Annotated in this window: 14 protein-coding genes; 9 read left to right on the top strand and 5 right to left on the bottom strand. The window is 70.0% G+C overall.

Features of this window, described 5'->3' with window-relative positions; all coding sequences use genetic code 11:
• Window positions 1–18 precede the first annotated feature (18 nt).
• Both ACZ6WH_RS04455 and ACZ6WH_RS04450 read left to right on the top strand, forming a co-directional pair.
• A complete protein-coding gene (locus ACZ6WH_RS04455; RefSeq protein WP_469725903.1) occupies window positions 19–1,578 on the top strand; it encodes a purine-cytosine permease family protein in 1,560 nt (519 codons plus the stop codon).
• On the top strand, window positions 1,575–2,534 hold the full coding sequence (locus ACZ6WH_RS04450) for a PfkB family carbohydrate kinase (RefSeq protein ID WP_469725902.1): 960 nt from the start codon (window positions 1,575–1,577) through the stop codon (window positions 2,532–2,534). The genes ACZ6WH_RS04455 and ACZ6WH_RS04450 overlap by 4 nt, the downstream gene beginning before the upstream one ends.
• Before the next feature lie 517 nt (window positions 2,535–3,051).
• On the opposite strand, the gene ACZ6WH_RS04445 is transcribed toward ACZ6WH_RS04450, so the two are convergent.
• Entirely contained in the window at window positions 3,052–3,879 is an 828-nt protein-coding gene (locus ACZ6WH_RS04445) for an alpha/beta fold hydrolase (RefSeq protein WP_469725900.1), read from the bottom strand.
• 70 nt (window positions 3,880–3,949) lie between these two features.
• On the opposite strand from ACZ6WH_RS04445, the gene ACZ6WH_RS04440 reads away from it, so the two are divergent.
• Window positions 3,950–4,933, top strand: a complete 984-nt coding sequence (locus tag ACZ6WH_RS04440; RefSeq protein ID WP_469725899.1) for a GlxA family transcriptional regulator — start codon at window positions 3,950–3,952, stop codon at window positions 4,931–4,933.
• 75 nt (window positions 4,934–5,008) lie between these two features.
• The gene (locus ACZ6WH_RS04435) at window positions 5,009–5,866 is read left to right on the top strand and encodes a class I SAM-dependent methyltransferase (RefSeq protein ID WP_469725897.1); all 858 of its coding nucleotides are present in this window, start codon (window positions 5,009–5,011) and stop codon (window positions 5,864–5,866) included.
• A gap of 138 nt (window positions 5,867–6,004) precedes the next feature.
• Here the strand turns inward: ACZ6WH_RS04435 and ACZ6WH_RS04430 are convergent, their stop codons facing one another.
• The gene (locus ACZ6WH_RS04430; protein WP_469725896.1) at window positions 6,005–6,943 is read right to left on the bottom strand and encodes an alpha/beta fold hydrolase; all 939 of its coding nucleotides are present in this window, start codon (window positions 6,941–6,943) and stop codon (window positions 6,005–6,007) included.
• Window positions 6,944–7,165: 222 nt separating this feature from the next.
• Between ACZ6WH_RS04430 and ACZ6WH_RS04425 the strand changes: the two genes are divergently transcribed.
• Entirely contained in the window at window positions 7,166–7,750 is a 585-nt protein-coding gene (locus ACZ6WH_RS04425) for a TetR/AcrR family transcriptional regulator (RefSeq protein WP_469725894.1), read from the top strand.
• A gap of 308 nt (window positions 7,751–8,058) precedes the next feature.
• Window positions 8,059–8,829 (top strand): oxidoreductase, encoded by a 771-nt coding sequence (locus ACZ6WH_RS04420; protein ID WP_469725893.1) that lies wholly within the window; start codon window positions 8,059–8,061, stop codon window positions 8,827–8,829.
• Between the two features lie 119 nt (window positions 8,830–8,948).
• Here the strand turns inward: ACZ6WH_RS04420 and ACZ6WH_RS04415 are convergent, their stop codons facing one another.
• Window positions 8,949–9,845 carry a LysR family transcriptional regulator gene (locus tag ACZ6WH_RS04415; protein WP_469725891.1) on the bottom strand — a complete coding sequence of 299 codons (897 nt, stop codon included), beginning with the start codon at window positions 9,843–9,845 and terminating at the stop codon, window positions 8,949–8,951.
• Window positions 9,846–10,038: 193 nt separating this feature from the next.
• Between ACZ6WH_RS04415 and ACZ6WH_RS04410 the strand changes: the two genes are divergently transcribed.
• On the top strand, window positions 10,039–10,536 hold the full coding sequence (locus tag ACZ6WH_RS04410) for a GNAT family N-acetyltransferase (RefSeq protein WP_469725889.1): 498 nt from the start codon (window positions 10,039–10,041) through the stop codon (window positions 10,534–10,536).
• Window positions 10,537–10,586: 50 nt separating this feature from the next.
• On the opposite strand, the gene ACZ6WH_RS04405 is transcribed toward ACZ6WH_RS04410, so the two are convergent.
• The gene (locus ACZ6WH_RS04405) at window positions 10,587–11,582 is read right to left on the bottom strand and encodes an NAD(P)-dependent alcohol dehydrogenase (RefSeq protein WP_469725888.1); all 996 of its coding nucleotides are present in this window, start codon (window positions 11,580–11,582) and stop codon (window positions 10,587–10,589) included.
• Window positions 11,583–11,660: 78 nt separating this feature from the next.
• Between ACZ6WH_RS04405 and ACZ6WH_RS04400 the strand changes: the two genes are divergently transcribed.
• On the top strand, window positions 11,661–12,341 hold the full coding sequence (locus ACZ6WH_RS04400) for a TetR/AcrR family transcriptional regulator (protein WP_469725887.1): 681 nt from the start codon (window positions 11,661–11,663) through the stop codon (window positions 12,339–12,341).
• 130 nt (window positions 12,342–12,471) lie between these two features.
• A complete protein-coding gene (locus ACZ6WH_RS04395) occupies window positions 12,472–12,693 on the top strand; it encodes a DUF7489 domain-containing protein (RefSeq protein ID WP_469725885.1) in 222 nt (73 codons plus the stop codon).
• 86 nt (window positions 12,694–12,779) lie between these two features.
• Here ACZ6WH_RS04395 and ACZ6WH_RS04390 read toward each other — a convergent pair whose 3' ends face one another.
• Complete coding sequence (locus ACZ6WH_RS04390) at window positions 12,780–15,380, bottom strand: beta-glucosidase (RefSeq protein ID WP_469726274.1); 2,601 nt, start codon at window positions 15,378–15,380, stop codon at window positions 12,780–12,782.
• Between the last annotated feature and the right edge of the window lie 79 nt (window positions 15,381–15,459).

The following is a 15,459-nucleotide window of genomic DNA, read 5'->3' as shown; positions in this document are numbered from 1 at the left end:
TCGTAAGGAGGTTCCGTCATGGCCGACTCGACGACGAGCGATCGTGCCGGTGACCAGGCCGATGACCACGCCGGTGCTCATGCCGGCGAGCACGTCGGTGACCACGTCAGCGACCGCGTCGGTGCCGTGGAGACCCGCGGAATCGAGCCCGTACCCGACTCGGAGCGGCACGGCCACGCCGGGCAGATGTTCTGGACCTGGTTCGCCGCGAACATCTCCCTCCTCGGCCTGCCGCTCGGTGCCACGCTCGTGGCCTTCCGCGGACTGAACATCTGGCAGGCCGTACTGGTCGCCGTCATCGGAGCCTTCGGCTCCTTCGCGCTGGTGGGCGCGTTGAGCATCGCCGGGAAGCGCGGCGGCGCACCCGCCCTGACCCTGTCCAGGGCCGTCTTCGGCCGCCGGGGCAACGCCGGACCCACCCTGGTGACGTGGATCAGCCGGGTCGGCTGGGAGACGGTGAACACAACAACCGCCGCCTACGCGCTGCTCTCCCTGCTCACGATCGTCTTCGGCGTAGGGCACAACACCGTGCTGACGCTGGTGTGTCTGCTGGTCTTCATCGCCTGCACGCTGCTCATCAGCGGGCTGGGCCACGCCACCATCATGTGGATCAACAAGTGGGCCAGCTACCTCTTCGGCCTGCTCAACCTGGTCGTCATGGCCTTCCTGGCCGCCACCGTGGACTGGGCGAAGGTGGCGCACGCCCCGGCCGCGCCGCTCAGCGCCGTCATCGCGGGCATCGGCATCATCGCCGCGGGCACCGGTATCGGCTGGGCCAACGCGGGTGCTGACTACGCCCGTTACCTGCCCCGCGCCATCCCCGGCAAGCGCCTGGTCCTCGCCTCGGCCTGGGGTGCCGGCATCCCCCTGGTACTGCTGATCTCCCTCGGCTCATTGCTCTCGGCGGGCGACACCTCCCTAGCCGCCGCGTCCGACCCGGTCTCCGCCATCGACGCGATGCTGCCGTCGTGGATGTCCGTGCCGTACCTGATCGCGGCGTTCGGCGGACTGCTGCTCTCCAACCACCTCTCGGTGTACTCCGCTGGCCTGACCCTGGTCACCCTGGGAGTGCGCGCCAAGCGTACGGTCGCCGTCGGCCTCGACGTCGTCATCACCTTCGTGGGCGGCATCTACTTCATGCTGATCGCCAAGGACTTCTACGGGCCGTTCACCACCTTCCTGACCATCCTCGCCGTTCCGATCACGGCCTGGGTCGGTGTCTTCGCCGTCGACATGCTGCGCCACCGGAGCTACGACCCCGATGCACTGATGGTCGCCGGACGCGCCGGGCGCTACTGGTACAACGGCGGCTTCGCCTGGTCGGCCGTCTTCTCCTGGGCGCTGGCGATCGTCGTCGGACTGCTGCTCACCGAGGCCAGGACCAGTGACACCGACATCTGGTTCTCCGGCCCGCTCTCCCACAGCTGGCTGGGCAACAACGGTCTGGGCTGGGTGGTGACCTTCGTCGTCGGCGCCGCCTGCTACGCCCTCCTGCGGCCCTTCGACAAGGCGGTGACCGCCGAGACCCAGCACACCGAGCCGCACACCGACCCCACGACGCCGAGGACCACCGTATGAACACCCGCCTCTTCCTCGCCGGCAACGTCATCATCGACCTCGTGATGCGCGTGCCGCAGCTGCCCCCGCGCGGCGGCGACGTGCTCGCCTCCGGCACAACGCAGCGCGTGGGCGGTGGCCTCAACGTCCTCACGGCCGCCCGCCGGATGGGCCTGCCCGCGGTGTACGGGGGCATCCACGGCACCGGGCCCTTCGGCGACCGGGTACGCACCGCTCTCCAGGCCGAACAGATCGACGTGGCGCTCCCGCCCCGCACCGACGCCGACACCGGATTCTGCGTCGCCCTCGTCGACGACGGCGGCGAGCGCACCTTCGCCACCGCACCCGGCGCGGAAGGCACCCTCACCCCCGACGACACGGCGCGGATGGCGGCCGCCCTGCGCCCCGGCGATATCGTCCAGCTCTCCGGCTACGGACTGGCCTATCCCGGTACCTCCGCAGCGCTCGCCGACTTCGCCACCGCCCTCCCGGACGACGTCGTACTGTGCCTGGACCCCGGCCCGTTGGTCGCCGACATCGACGCCGAGCACCTACGACGCGTCCTGGCCCGCTGCGACTGGCTCAGCTGCAACCGCCGCGAGGCCCGGCTGCTGTCGGACCTCCATGACGCCGCAGCCGCCGACGCACTGACCGGGCGGATCAAGCCCGGTGGCGGTGTACTCGTACGCGGCGACGCCGACGGCTGCTGGCTCGCCACCGGCACGAGCCCCGCCGTTCACGTACCCGGCCGACCGGTACGCGTCGTCGACAGCAACGGCGCCGGCGACGCCCACACCGGCGCCTTCCTCGCACTCCTCGGCCAGGGCACCACACCGCTGGAAGCCGCCCGGGCAGCCAACGCCGCAGCCGCCCTCGCCGTCACCCGCCCCGGCCCGGCCACCAGCCCCACGAGCGCAGAACTGGCCACCGCACTCGGCCCCTCGGACCCCCTGCACCGGATGCTGACGGCGGACTGACACTCGTAGCCCGCTTGTCCCACAGCGGACCCGGGCTCAGAAACGCATCGCTGTCGCATGAGAACGCGGGTGTGTGACAACCAAACTCTGGAGGCTCCCATACCCCATACCTCCGCTTCGACGGCGAACACCCCGACGCCCTGCCGATCGTCCTGACCAACGGGTGGCCCAGCTCCTTCCTCGCGCTGACCACCCTCGCCCGCCGGCTGGCCACGCCATGCCAGTACGGGGGCGACGCCGCCGACGCCGGCGGTCGCCAGTCCGGTCGCCTACGACGCGACCGGTGTTACCCCTGAAGAGCAGTACTACCTCGATTCCGTCGCGGCATGGTCCGCGGAAGAAGGCGGGTACCTGCACCAACAGAGCACCCGCCCTCTCACGCTGAGCTATGGGCTGGCCGACTCGTCGACCGGGCTACTCGCCTGGCTCGTCGAGAAGTACCGTGCGTGGAGCGACTGCGGCGGTGACCTGTCGCGCTTACCGGTGAGCGGGCGCCGCTGGGGAAGTTCGAAGATCTCTACGCTGTGAAGAAGTCGGCGAGCGCGCGGCCGATGCGGTCGGGGGCGTTCTCTGTGGGAATGTGATCCGCATGCGGGATGCGGATGAGCGTGGTGTGGGGCATCTCCGAGGCGAACCGTTCGGCGTATTCCACCGTCTCATGGAGGTTATCTTCCCCCCAGATCAACAGCTTGGGCGTCGTGGACCGCTGCAGCGCGGGAACGAGGTCAAGGGTGTAGCGGTTATCGGCCGCGCCCGCCAGGGCCGTCCAGGAGCGGCGCACCCGCTCATTGGTCCACGGATCCGCGTAGTCCGCGATCAACGACTCAGTGGCGACACCGGCCAGCACCCTCGCAATCGCCTGCCGACGGGCGGCGAGCACGCCCTCGCCCGTCTCCCCGTTCCGGAAGCGGGCCACGTGGGGTGCGGGCCAGGAGTCGTAGAGGACCGAGTTGACCAAGGCGAGCCGGGACACGTCGAGCCGGCTGTGGGCGAGGAGGTGCTGGGCGATGGCGCCGCCGATGTCGTGTCCTGCCACGGCGATGGGGCCGGAGAGATCCAGCGCGGAGACGAATCGCGTCACCCAGCCGGCGAGGGCCGGAACCGTGGCCGTTTCCGGGGTGAGCCGGCCTCCTGAGCGTCCCAGCCCGGGGAGGTCGACCGCTAGGGGCCGCAGCCCCGCGTCGGCGAGGTGGCCGAGTACGGGGAGCCAGACTCGGCTCCAGTACGTTCCGTGCAGCATCAGCACGGGCGGGGTGTCCTGCCGCCCGGCGGTCACGTAGCTGGCCGACTCGCCGTCGACCTGGACCGCTGCCCTCATCACTGTCGTTTCGGTGGTTTCGCTCATGGGTCCACCATGTCCTGTGCGGGCCATCCGGCCGAGAGTCCAGAAAGACACCTTTGGGTACAATCTTGCCATGGGACCTCATCGGGTGGTGGCCCTGCTCAATCCGCCGCAGTCGCCTTTCGAGCTCTCCTGCGCCAGCGAGGTCTTCGGCACGGCCCCGCAGGATGAGCCGCCCCGCTACAGCTTCGGGATCTGCACCGAGCACCCCGGCCGACTGCCGACCACCGCCGGCTACGCGATGGTCGTCGACGCCGGCCTCGAGGCTCTGGAGCAGGCGGACACCGTGATCGTCCCCGGCTGGCAGCCGCCCGGCGCCCCCGCACCGCCGGCCGTCACCGCGGCACTGCGGACCGCCCACCGGCGCGGGGCGAGGATCGTCGCCATCTGCACAGGAGCCTTCGTCCTCGCCCAGACCGGACTGCTCGACGGCCGTCGCGCCACCACCCACTGGCGCAGCGCCCCCCGACTGGCCGCCGCCTTCCCCAAGGTGCACATCGACCAGGACGTGCTCTTCGTGGACCACGGCGACGTGGCCACCAGCGCCGGAACCGGTGCAGGCATCGACCTGTGCCTGCACCTGGTGCGTTCCGACCACGGCGCGGCATACGCCGCCCGTATCGCCGGAGCCATGGTCCTGCCGCCGCACCGGGAGGGAAGCCAACTCCAGTACGCCGCGCGGCCCACACCGGCCAAGACGGAAGAGTCCTTGGCACCTCTGCTGGAGTGGGCCACCTCCCGGCTCGACACACGACTGACCCTCGACCGGCTCGCCGAACGCGCCGGGCTTTCCAGCCGGACCCTCGCCCGGCGTTTCACCGAACAGCTCGGCACCAGCCCAGGGCAGTGGCTGCTCGACCAACGCATCGACGCGGCACGTGTCTTGCTGGAACAGACCGACCTGCCGATCGAAGCCATCGCCGCCCGCGTCGGACTCACTTCGGCAGTCAACCTGCGCCGCCGCTTCCGGGCCCATCTCGGCACCACACCCGGCGCCTACCGACGCACCTTCGGTCCGCCCCGTTCGAGAACACCCACTTCGGCACCAGGCAACTGACCGTCCGCGATCCTGACGGGCGCCTGCAAAATCTCCAGGCTCCCGCCGGGAATCGACCGCAATGGAGGCAGCGCCATGAGGGACGAAGTTACCGAACGGCCGGACAACACTGCGGTGCGCTGCGCGCTTTGGCGGGCGATGCACGTCCGGCTCGACGCAGCGCCCCATGTACTGGAGGACGAGGTCGGGTTGCAGTTGGTGGCCCCGGCTGCCGACTGGCCACACCGTCCGGACATGGATCCGGAAGCTACCAGCCCCTTTCGGGCGGCCATGGTCGCCCGCGCTCGCTTCATCGAGGACCTGGTCGCCCAGCAGGTCGAGCTCGGTGTCACTCAGTACGTCATCCTGGGTGCCGGCCTGGACACCTTTGCCCAGCGCAGGCCGGAGGTTGCCTCCCGCCTGCAGCTCTTCGAGGTAGACCAGCCCGGCACCCAGGCGTGGAAGCGCCGGCGTCTGGTGGAGCTCGGTTACGGCATCCCCGAGTGGCTGCATCTGGTACCGGTTGACTTCGAAGCGGGCGAGTCATGGTGGGAGCAACTCGCCGCTGCGGGATTCGATCCGCGCCGTCCGGCGGTCATCGTGTCCACCGGCGTCAGCATGTATCTCACCGAGGACGCAACTGCGACCACCCTGCGCCAGATCGCGGCACTCGCGCCAAGATCAACTTTTGCCATGACCTTCCTGCTACCGGCCGGCCTCGTTGACGAATCCGATCGCTCCGGCCTCCGGGCGAGCAAGGAAGGCGCGCAAGCAGCCGGCACGCCCTTCGTCAGCTTCTACGCCCCGCAGGACATGCTGGCACTGGCCCGTGAAGCCGGCCTCAAGGACGCGCGGCACGTATCGGGAGCTGTTCTTGCCGAGCGCTACTTCGCTGATCGCACCGACGCCCTCCACCCGTCCAGCGGAGAAGACTTCTTGCTGGCCACGCTCTGACCTGCGCTCACTCTCGGCCTGGGCAACTGCTTGATGATGCCTGAGCCCTTGAAGGCGGTCCAGTCGCTGCGGCTGTCCGATATCGGGCGGCCACGACCAACACCAGGCGTGCGGCGCGTCGGGAAGGTTCGACGGGTGTCAGTCGTCGGCGGCGATGAAGTCCGCTATCGCGGCAGCGATGGCTTCGGGCTGCTCGTCGGGGATGAAGTGTCCCGCGTCGGGCAGGACGATTCCGGTGGTGTTGTCGGCCCATGGGCTGATGGAGGCGGCCATGTCCGGAACGGAGCCGTGGCTGCTGGATATTCCGAGGATCGGCACAGTCAGGTGCCGCCGCTTGAGCGCCTCACGGTTCTTACGCGCTGACTCCGCGGCGTCTCGGTAGTACGCGAGGGAAGCGCGCAGGCCGCCGTCGACGGCGACGGCCGCCGCGTAGTGGTCGATCTCGGCGTCGTCGAACGTATCGGGAGACAGGGCCTTCGCCTTCAGGAACCATCCGACGTACTCGCGTTCGCGGCCGGCAAGCAGCGTCTCGGGCAGGTCGGGCACGATGTGGAACGCGAAATGCCAGGTTTTCCACGCCCGATCCGGGTCGGCGGGAATCGCCTCCGGGAGAGTGATACCGGGAATTCCGGCGTCGAGCAGAGCGACCCCGCGCAGATGGCTCTCGAAGTCGAGGGCGAGGGAGAAGGCGACCCAGGCGCCGATGTCGTGGGCGACCAGGGAGTAGGTCGACACTCCGAGAGCCTGCACGGCGGTGTGGACGTGCGCGGCGACCGCGTGCGTGTCGTAGCCGCGCTCCGGACGCTCGGAGTGGCCCTGACCCGGCAGGTCGATCGCGATGACGTGGAACCGGCGGCCGAGGCCGGGCATCACCTTTCGCCAGGCCCACCAGGTCTGCGGGAATCCGGCGAGCAGGACGACGGCCGGGCCGCCCGGCCGTCCGCCTTCGACGGCATGAAGACGGACGCCGTCCGCGTCGACCCAGCGGTGCGTGAATCCGGCCAGATGCTGCAGGGGCAGGTCGCGGATGGGGTTGCTTTCGGAGACATGCGGAGTGCTGGTCGCTGGGCCGGTCACGGGGATCCTCCATCGGTGTCAGGTGTGCGGTGGGACGGTGTAGCTGACGGGCTGACGGCGGTGGCTGGGACCACATGGGGTGTTACGCCGCGCGGTCGCGAAGTGCGCCGCACGCCTGGCCATGACCACGCTTGAAGACTACACATCTTGAACCGATCAGTCCAAGATAGAATGGTGCGCAACACAGTCCGAACCATCGACGCATCGGCAAGGAAGTACCGCGTGGCAGGCAAGAAGCAGTTCGACATGGACACGGCGCTCGACGCCGCGATGATCCAGTTCTGGCGCGAGGGCTACGCCGACACCTCACTGGACGATTTGTCCCGGGCGACCGGCCTGAACCGCAGTTCCATCTACTCCTCCCTCGGCGGCAAGGACACGCTCTTCCTGCGCTGCCTGGATCTCTACGCCGCGCGCTATGGCGAGAAGTACGACGCCGCCCTGTCGTGCGCAGCCTCGGACCCCGTTGCCGCTGTTCGTGCGTTCTTCGACGTCACCCTCCAGCGCATCGCCGATCCCGAACTCCCTGATGGGTGCCTGATTGCCCAGTCAGCCATGGCGATCCCAGTGCTGAGTCCGGGCGTCGCGGCGCACGCCAAGCAGGCGCTCGGCTTCCAGCTCCTGCGCCTGCGCACCGCGCTGAAGGCCGGCCGACTGACCGACCAGGACGCCGAGGCCTTCGCTGTGCACGCGGCGGCTGTGAACCAGTCGCTCGCCGTCATGAGCAGGGCCGGGGCGAGCCCGGCGCAGCTCCTGGCCATCGTGGGCGTGACCGTGGACGCGCTGTCGCAGGCGTTGCGCGCGTAACGAGTCTGATCACGCACGGCAGCCTCGTCCCAGACCGCGCCCGAGGGCAGGTGCTGGAGCCCACGAGGGCGAGCGTTCCCCGCGAAGGTCGCCCACGGCGGGCGGCGGAGCCAGGACGCCATAGGCATCCCCTATAGCCCGTGCTGACTTTTGGTCTTTGTCTCTCGGCCTTTTGCCTACGTACCGTGAAACAGCTCGACGAGGCGCCGCGCGCACCGCGATTTCTCCAAAGAATTCGCGCGCCGCGCCGCGCACGTCGGGATTTCTTCCGCCGAGCGGAAAATTACGTATTCGAAAGGACCGGTGACATGACCACTATCGAGAGCGGATCGGGAACGCGAGAACTAGCGGGAAAGCGAGCCCTGGTCACGGGTGGTTCTCGCGGAATCGGAGCGGCCGTCGTGCGGCAGCTCCTGGAGGCGGGCGCCGAGGTGCTCACCACTGCCAGGTCGGCGACGAGCACGGTGCCGGAGGGGGCCGCCTTCGTGGAGGCCGACGTGCGGACACGGGCCGGAGCGGAGGCCCTCGCCGCGGCCGCGCAGGAGCGGCTGGGTGGGGTGGACATCCTGGTGCACAACGCGGGCGGGGCGGGGCCGTACAAGGGTGCTTTGGCCATCCCCGACGAGGAGTGGCAGAACGCGCTGGACTTGAACTTCCTGGCGTCGGTGCGGCTGGATGCGCTGCTGGCACCGGGGATGCGGGAACAGCGTTCGGGGGTGATCGTGCACGTCTCCTCGGCCGCGGTCCCCACCGTGGCGCCGCCGTTCCTGCACTACGTGGCGGCGAAGGCGGCGCTTGAGGCATACAGCCGGGGAATGGCCTCGGAGCTGGCTCCGTTCGGAATCCGGGTCAACACCGTGTCTCCTGGCAGAACGGCCACCCCCGGCGGTGAACAGACGCGGGAGCAGTGGGCGCGTCTGGACTCGGGACCGGGCCAGGACACCACCACTCCCCCTCTGGGGCGCGACGGTCAGCCCGGCGACATCGCCCACGCGGTGCTGTTCCTCCTGTCCGACCGGGCGGGCTGGCTGACCGGAAGCAATATTATTGTGGACGGCGGAGAATTCCCCAGGGGCTGATGCCGGCGGACGCCGTCGGCATTTCCGGAACACCGGCGTCGACATCAATAATTCAGCGGCGCCCAATACCTTCTCATACCTTCTCGACCGTAAGGAGATAGGGACACCGGTGAGGACCGTCAGGACACCGGCGAGAGGGAAGCGGGCTCCGGCCAGGACTCCTGACGGAGGAATTCGAGCAGGGCCGTCTCCGCCGGGCCCGCACTGCTCCGGACGACGGCGATGACGGGCTGGGACACGGCCGGGAGCACCGGGCGCACGAGGTGCTCGTGACCATGGGGCACCGCGGAGGCGGGGACCAGCGTCACCCCGAGACCGTGGGCGGCCCAGCGCACAGCCGTCGCCGTCTGGGACACACGGGCGGCCGTGGTCGGGGTCAGCTCGTTGTCCCGCAGGACCTCCAGCAGCACGCCGTCCAGCGCGCTGTCCCGGTCGAACCTCACCCACGATTCCTCCTTCAGTCCGCGCAGCTCGACCCGGTCCGCGGCGAGCTGCCCGTGGCCGTCGCCCAGCACCACGACGAACTCTTCGTCTCCGAGGTGGTGGGCGTCGGCGGGGGTCCGCTCACACGCCGCCATCAGGGCAAGGTCCACCACGCCCCGGCGGCACAACCGTTCCAGCTCGGCGGAGCTCGGCTCCTCGAACATCGTGACCTCCACCCGTGGGAAGCGACGCCGCAGCGCGCTCAACGCGCCCGGCAGCTGCCGCGTGCCAAAGCCCATCTGGACCGCGACCATCAGCTCGCCCACCAGTTCATCGGCACCGGCCCGCGCCGTCGCCCGCGCCCGCCGCGCCGCACTCACCGCGGCCTCCGCCTCCCGCAGGAACGCGCGGCCGACCACGGTGGGCACCAATCCGGTCGGCGTGCGGGCGAACAGATCCACGCCGAGTTCCCGCTCCAGGCCGCGGATCTGCTGGGACATCGACGGTTGAGCGACGTGCAGCCGCTCCGCCGCCGCGGTCACCGAGCCCTCCTCGGCAACGGCCAGTGCGTACTCGAACTGACGAAGGCTCATCGGCTCCTGTTCCTTTCCTGCGGTGGACCGCGGCCCCCGTTGTCATCGCTGTCATCGTCGTCGTTGTTGGTGTCGTCGTTGTTGTCGTTGTGGTCACAGTCAGTAACTCGGTCCCGCCGGTGGGGATTCCCGTGGCCGCGGCCACGCTCATCAAGCGGCCGGCCAGTGTCGAGCGGTTGTACTCTCGGCCCTCATGAGCTGGCTGCCTGACGACTTCGTCCACCCCACCCACGTGCCCGTACCCCACACCGCGCTTCACCTGCGGCCGATCCGGGAGGGGGACACCGCGCTCGACTACCCCGCCGTGATGGGCTCCCGTGAGCGCCTATGGGAGACCTTCGGCCCGGCATGGAGCTGGCCGAAGGAGACGATGACCTTTGACGAGGACCGCATCGACCTGCTGCGGCACGAGAAGGAAATAGCCGCGCACCAGTCGTTCAACTACGCGCTGCTGGACGAGGAGGAGACAGCGCTCCTCGGCTGCGTCTACGTAGACCCGCCCGAGCGCACCGGCTCCGACGGAGAGATCTCCTGGTGGGTGGTGGACGACCTGGTAGGCGGCGAGACGGAACGCGCCCTCGACGCGCTGGTGCCGCAGTGGATCGCCACCGCCTGGCCCTTCCAGCACCCCCGTTACCTGGGCCGCGACATCACCTGGCAGGACTGGCTCGCGCTACCGCGCGCCTCGTGACACCGCCCTGTGCATCACAGCACTTCTCCTCTGGGCGGCGCCAAGTGGGGTCACGTGGGGCCAAGTGAGCCAACAGGCGTGCCCTGGTCGATACGCACCACGTACTTGCCGCGTACGCCGCCTGCCTCCAGTGCGCGATGGGCGTCGGCGATGTCCGCCAGTGGGAAGACGGTGTCGACGATCGGACGGAGCGTGCCCTTCTCGACGTATGACGTGAGTTCCGTGAAGAGGTCGGTCTTGGGGTTGCCGCTGAAGAAGCGCACCCGGCTGCGGCCGTGCACGGCGCTGGCCAGGATGTAGCCGAGGGAGGCGGCGATCCTGTCGGCATCGAAGGCGATGGCCACCATGCGCCCGCCCGGGGCGAGCAGCCTGCGATAGGCGGGGAGGCCCTTGCCGACAGTGTCCAGGACCACGTCGTAGCGGCCCAGGTCGGCCGGTGTGGTGGCGCGGTAGTCCAGCGCCTCGTCGGCGCCCAGTTCGCGGACCAGGGCAAGATTGTCCGCGCGGGCGAGCCCCGTGACGTGCGCTCCCATCGCCTTGCCCAGCTGCACTGCCACATTGCCCGCTCCCCCGGCCGCCCCGCGTACCAGGAGACGCTCGCCGGGGCGCAGCCGTGCTTTGTCCCGGAGGGCGGTGATGGCCGTGGTGCCCACGGGCACCGCGACCGCGTCGACGGGGTCGAGTCCCCTGGGGCTTCGGGAAAGCCGCTCCGGCCGGACGACGACGTACTCCGCAGCACTGCCGAAGCCGGAGGAGCGCGCCATGATGCCCCAGACCTGATCGCCTACGGCGAGGCCGGCGGCGGGAGAGGGCAGTTCGGCTACCTCTCCGGCGAAGTCCAGGCCAGTACGCAGCGGGAACTTCCTGCCGGTGACCGGCTTGAGCCGGCCGGCGCGAGCGTACAGCTCACCGCCGTTGATGCTCATCGCGCCGACCCTCACCAGCACCTCACCGGGCCCGGGGACGGGCTTGGGCACCTCGCCCACGTACAGCACCTCGGGGCCGCCGAAGCGGTCGTACAGTGCGGCTCGCATCATCTCGGTCATCTCGCACACCTCGTCGTCATCGCGTCTACGATCGACCGTACGGTGGTAAGTGGATGCCATCGTCCACTTACGCCGGAGGTGAGAGAGATCGACGCCAATTCCTCTCGGTTGCGTGCGGACCGGTTGCGTGCGGACGCGGAGCGCAACCGGCAGCGGATCATCGAGGCCGCCCGCGAGGCCTTCGCCCGGCACGGGGTCGAGGTGCCGATGGCAGCCATCGCACGCAAGGCCGGGGTGGGCGTCGCCACGCTCTACCGCCGCTTCCCCACCCGCGACGAGCTGGTCAGGGAGATCTTCGCCGACCAGCTCCAGACGTGTACGGCGGCGCTGAACGAGGCGCTGGACGACCCCGACCCCTGGCGTGGCTTCTGCCACGTGATCGAGAAGGTGTGCGCGCTGCAGGCGGCCGAGCGCGGCTTCACGGAGGCATTCCTCAACGCCTTCCCGGACGCGGCCGCGGACCATTCCCGGCGGCGGCTGCAGGGCGAGCGCGGCTTCGCGGCCCTGGTCCGCAGGGCCCAGAGCGCGGGGGCGCTGCGCACGGACTTCCATCCCTCGGATCTGACAGTGGTACTGCTCGCCAACAGCGCACTCACTGCCACACCCGACCCCGCGGCGGCCTCACGGCGCCTGGTCGGCTATCTGCTCGACTCCTTTCGTGCCGATGCCGCTCACACGCCGCTGCCGCCGCCGACCGGCCTGGACCTCGGGCATCTGTTGACTACCGGGCACCACGCCCGGCAGGACAGCAATGGATGACACCACATCGGAGAGCGGGCCGGGGTGGGCACAGCGGCAGTCATGAGTCGCGAGTCGTGACATATGTACTGCACAAGACGTGATCGAAGGCCCTACTGGGGCGACTGCCGCTCTTCCTAGACTCCACACCATGGCGAAAGCACAGAAAATCGGACCGGACGACTCCTGGGAAGGCGTCGTCACCCATACCTCCCGGGGCATGCTCGACGGCTCGAACATGTACCACTTCGTCGAGGTCAGCCTTGCCGACGGCGAATCCATAAAGGTCCGGATCAGCCGCCGGCTCTGGAAGTCGATCGCGGTCGGCGACCGGATCATCAAGCGGCCCGGCACCGACCCGGCCAAGGGGTGACCCACCCCGGCACCTGACGTTGCGTTGAATGGGCACTGGACCAAGGGTGCCAAGGGGCCGGTGGGCCGGTGGGCCGACAAGCGCCTCTACCGCGGCTGACGACGTGCCACACGGAAGTCACGGAAGTCCGCGTGCAGCCGCCGCCCATGGTCGACCGTGCGGACAGGGCCGGTGAGGCGGACCCGGGCTGTCAGGCGGGTGTCCGTGCTGGAGGCGCTGAAGCGCAGTTCCAGGTCGCCGGGCTCGACGATGCGGTGCCCGTCGCGGCCGGTGAAGGACGCCAGATCCGCGGGGACGGTCGCGCGTACCTCCGCCGCCTCGCCCGGGGCGAGGTCGAGACGTACGTACCCGATGAGGCGCTGGACGGGCTGGACGACGGAGGCGACGGGGTCGTGCAGGTAGAGCTGGACGACCTCCGTGCCCGTACGCGTACCGGTGTTGCGTACGGTGCAGGCCACCTCGAACTCGCCGTCCGTGCCGGTCTCCTCGTCGGCGATGACGAGCCCGTACCAGTCGAAGGTGGTGTACGTCAGTCCGTGGCCGAAGCCGAAGGCCGGGGTGGGGTCGATGTTGGAGACCTCGGTGGAGTGGCCGAGGCGGGCCGCGAGGTAGGTGGAGGGCTGTGCGTCCGGGAGCCGGGGAACGCTTACGGGGAGCCGGCCCTCCGGGGCAACGCGCCCGCTGAGGACAGAGGCGAGGGCCGTCGTGCCCTCCTCGCCGGGGAAGAACGTCTGGACGACGGCGGCGGCCTCGGTCGCCGCACGGCCCAGGGCATAGGGCCGGCCGGCGAGCAGGGTGAGGACGAGGGGGGTGCCGGTGTCCAGCAGCGCGTCGAGCAGCTGCTGCTGTACTCCGGGCAGGGCCAGGGAGCCGGCGTCGCAGCCCTCGCCGCTGCTGCCGCGGCCGAAGAGCCCGGCCCGGTCGCCGAGTGCGGCGATCACCAGGTCGGCACCGCGGGCAAGCTCGGCGGCCGCGGCGAAACCGTCGGTTGTGGCGCCGACGGTTGAGCCGTCGTCGGTTGTGGCGTCGTCGATGTCGCACCCGGCGGCGGTGACGATCTCGCTGTCGGGGAATTCGGCGGCCAGTGCCTCCTGCAGCGTGGGGAGCTCGATGCCCACGGGTACGTGCGGATGCTGGCTGCCGACGTGGACGGGGAAGGCGTAGCAGCCGAGTACCGCGGTGGGGGTGGCGGCGTTGGGGCCGATGAGTGCGATGCGTGCCGGGGTGCGGTCGCCCGACAGGGGCAGCGTGCCGTCGTTGCGGAGGAGGACGATGGCCTGCTCGGCGACGCGGCGGGCCAGGGCGCGGTTGGCGGCCGTGTCCAGGTCGACCGTGCCACGCAGATCAGCGGTATCCAGGTCAGCCGCGCCCCGCAGACCGACGGCATCCGCACAGGCCGTATCCGCGTCCGTGCCGATCGGGCAGGCCTCCGTATCGTTCGGGCCCGCGTCCGTACCAGTCGGGCTCGCGTCCGTGCCAGTCAGGCTCGCGTCCATGCCAGTCAGGCTCGCGTCCATACCAGTCAGGCTCGCGTCCATACCAGTCGGGCAGGCGTCCGTACCGGCCCTGTCCGCCCCCCTCCCGGCGAGCGCCGACGGTGTCGGGCCCCAGTCGGCGTCGAGCAGACCCAGCTGGGCCTTCTGTCTCAGGACGCGGCGTGCGGCGCGGTCCACGGTTGCCTCGGAGACCAGGCCTTCGGCGAGCGCCGCGCGGAGAGGTGCGCCGAACGCCTTGACGGTGGGGAGTTCCACGTCGACGCCCGCGGTGAGCGCCGTGGCGGCGGCTTCGCCGAGGCTGCCGGCGACTCCGTGCAGAGTCTGGAGGAAGGCGATGCCGAAGTAGTCGGCGACGACCGTTCCCTCGAATCCCCAGGCGTCCCGGAGCAGGCCGGTGAGCAGCCGTTCGTCGGCCGCTGAGGGAATGCCGTCGGTGTCGGTGTAGGCGTGCATCACCGAGCGGACACCGCTCTCGCGTACGGCCATCTCGAACGGCGGCAGGATGACGTCGGCGCGTTCTCGGGCGCCCATGCCGACGGGGGCCAGGTTGCGTCCCGCGCGGGAGGCGGAGTAGCCGGCGAAGTGCTTGAGGGTGGCGACGACGCCGGCACCCTCCAGGCCGCGTACGTAGGCGGTGCCGATGGTGCCGACGAGGTAGGGGTCCTCGCCGATGGTTTCCTCGACCCGCCCCCAGCGGGCGTCGCGCACGACGTCCAGGACGGGGGCGAGTCCCTGGTGGACGCCGACCGCACGCAGGTCACGGCCGATCGCCGTGGCCATCTCGTGGATGAGCCGGGGGTTGAAGGTGGCGCCCCAGGAGAGGGGTACGGGGTAGGCGGTCGCGCCCCAGGCGGCGAAGCCGGCGAGGCACTCCTCGTGGGCGAGTGCCGGGATGCCGAAGCGGTTGGCGGCGGCGATCCTGCGTTGGGTGCGCAGCAGCGAGAGCGCGCCGAGCGCGGGGTCGACGGGGGTGGTGCCGAAGGGCCGGGTCAGCTGGCCGAGGCCATGGGGCAGCAGGTCGTCGAGAGGTGCCGGCTCCTCCATGTCGTGCTGATGCGGGGCGACTTCGGCGCCCTCGGCGGAGGCGCCGACCCACACCCCGAAGAGCTGGGCGGTCTTCTCCTCCAGTGTCATCTCGGCGAGCAGGGCATCGGCCCGCTCCCCCGGATCGCGGGCCGGGTCCCGCCACAACGGGACGCCGGTAGCTTCGGCGCGCCCAGTGTGTTCACTGCGTTCGGTGCCTTCGGCGTGCTCGGTGCGTCCAGTGTCT

This window comes from Streptomyces sp. NPDC050806, from assembly GCF_055586425.1.
The sequence above is the reverse complement of the archived record's forward strand: the minus strand, read 5'-3'. Positions and strand labels throughout refer to the sequence as shown.

Excerpts from the sequence above, each read along its gene's own strand:
- ACZ6WH_RS04455 (WP_469725903.1), top strand. The coding sequence starts at position 19 with ATGGCCGACTCGACGACGAGCGATCGTGCCGGTGACCAGGCCGATGAC.
- ACZ6WH_RS04450 (WP_469725902.1), top strand. The coding sequence starts at position 1,575 with ATGAACACCCGCCTCTTCCTCGCCGGCAACGTCATCATCGACCTCGTG.
- ACZ6WH_RS04445 (WP_469725900.1), bottom strand. The coding sequence starts at position 3,879 with ATGAGCGAAACCACCGAAACGACAGTGATGAGGGCAGCGGTCCAGGTC.
- ACZ6WH_RS04440 (WP_469725899.1), top strand. The coding sequence starts at position 3,950 with ATGGGACCTCATCGGGTGGTGGCCCTGCTCAATCCGCCGCAGTCGCCT.
- ACZ6WH_RS04435 (WP_469725897.1), top strand. The coding sequence starts at position 5,009 with ATGAGGGACGAAGTTACCGAACGGCCGGACAACACTGCGGTGCGCTGC.
- ACZ6WH_RS04420 (WP_469725893.1), top strand. The coding sequence starts at position 8,059 with ATGACCACTATCGAGAGCGGATCGGGAACGCGAGAACTAGCGGGAAAG.
- ACZ6WH_RS04415 (WP_469725891.1), bottom strand. The coding sequence starts at position 9,845 with ATGAGCCTTCGTCAGTTCGAGTACGCACTGGCCGTTGCCGAGGAGGGC.
- ACZ6WH_RS04410 (WP_469725889.1), top strand. The coding sequence starts at position 10,039 with ATGAGCTGGCTGCCTGACGACTTCGTCCACCCCACCCACGTGCCCGTA.
- ACZ6WH_RS04405 (WP_469725888.1), bottom strand. The coding sequence starts at position 11,582 with ATGACCGAGATGATGCGAGCCGCACTGTACGACCGCTTCGGCGGCCCC.
- ACZ6WH_RS04395 (WP_469725885.1), top strand. The coding sequence starts at position 12,472 with ATGGCGAAAGCACAGAAAATCGGACCGGACGACTCCTGGGAAGGCGTC.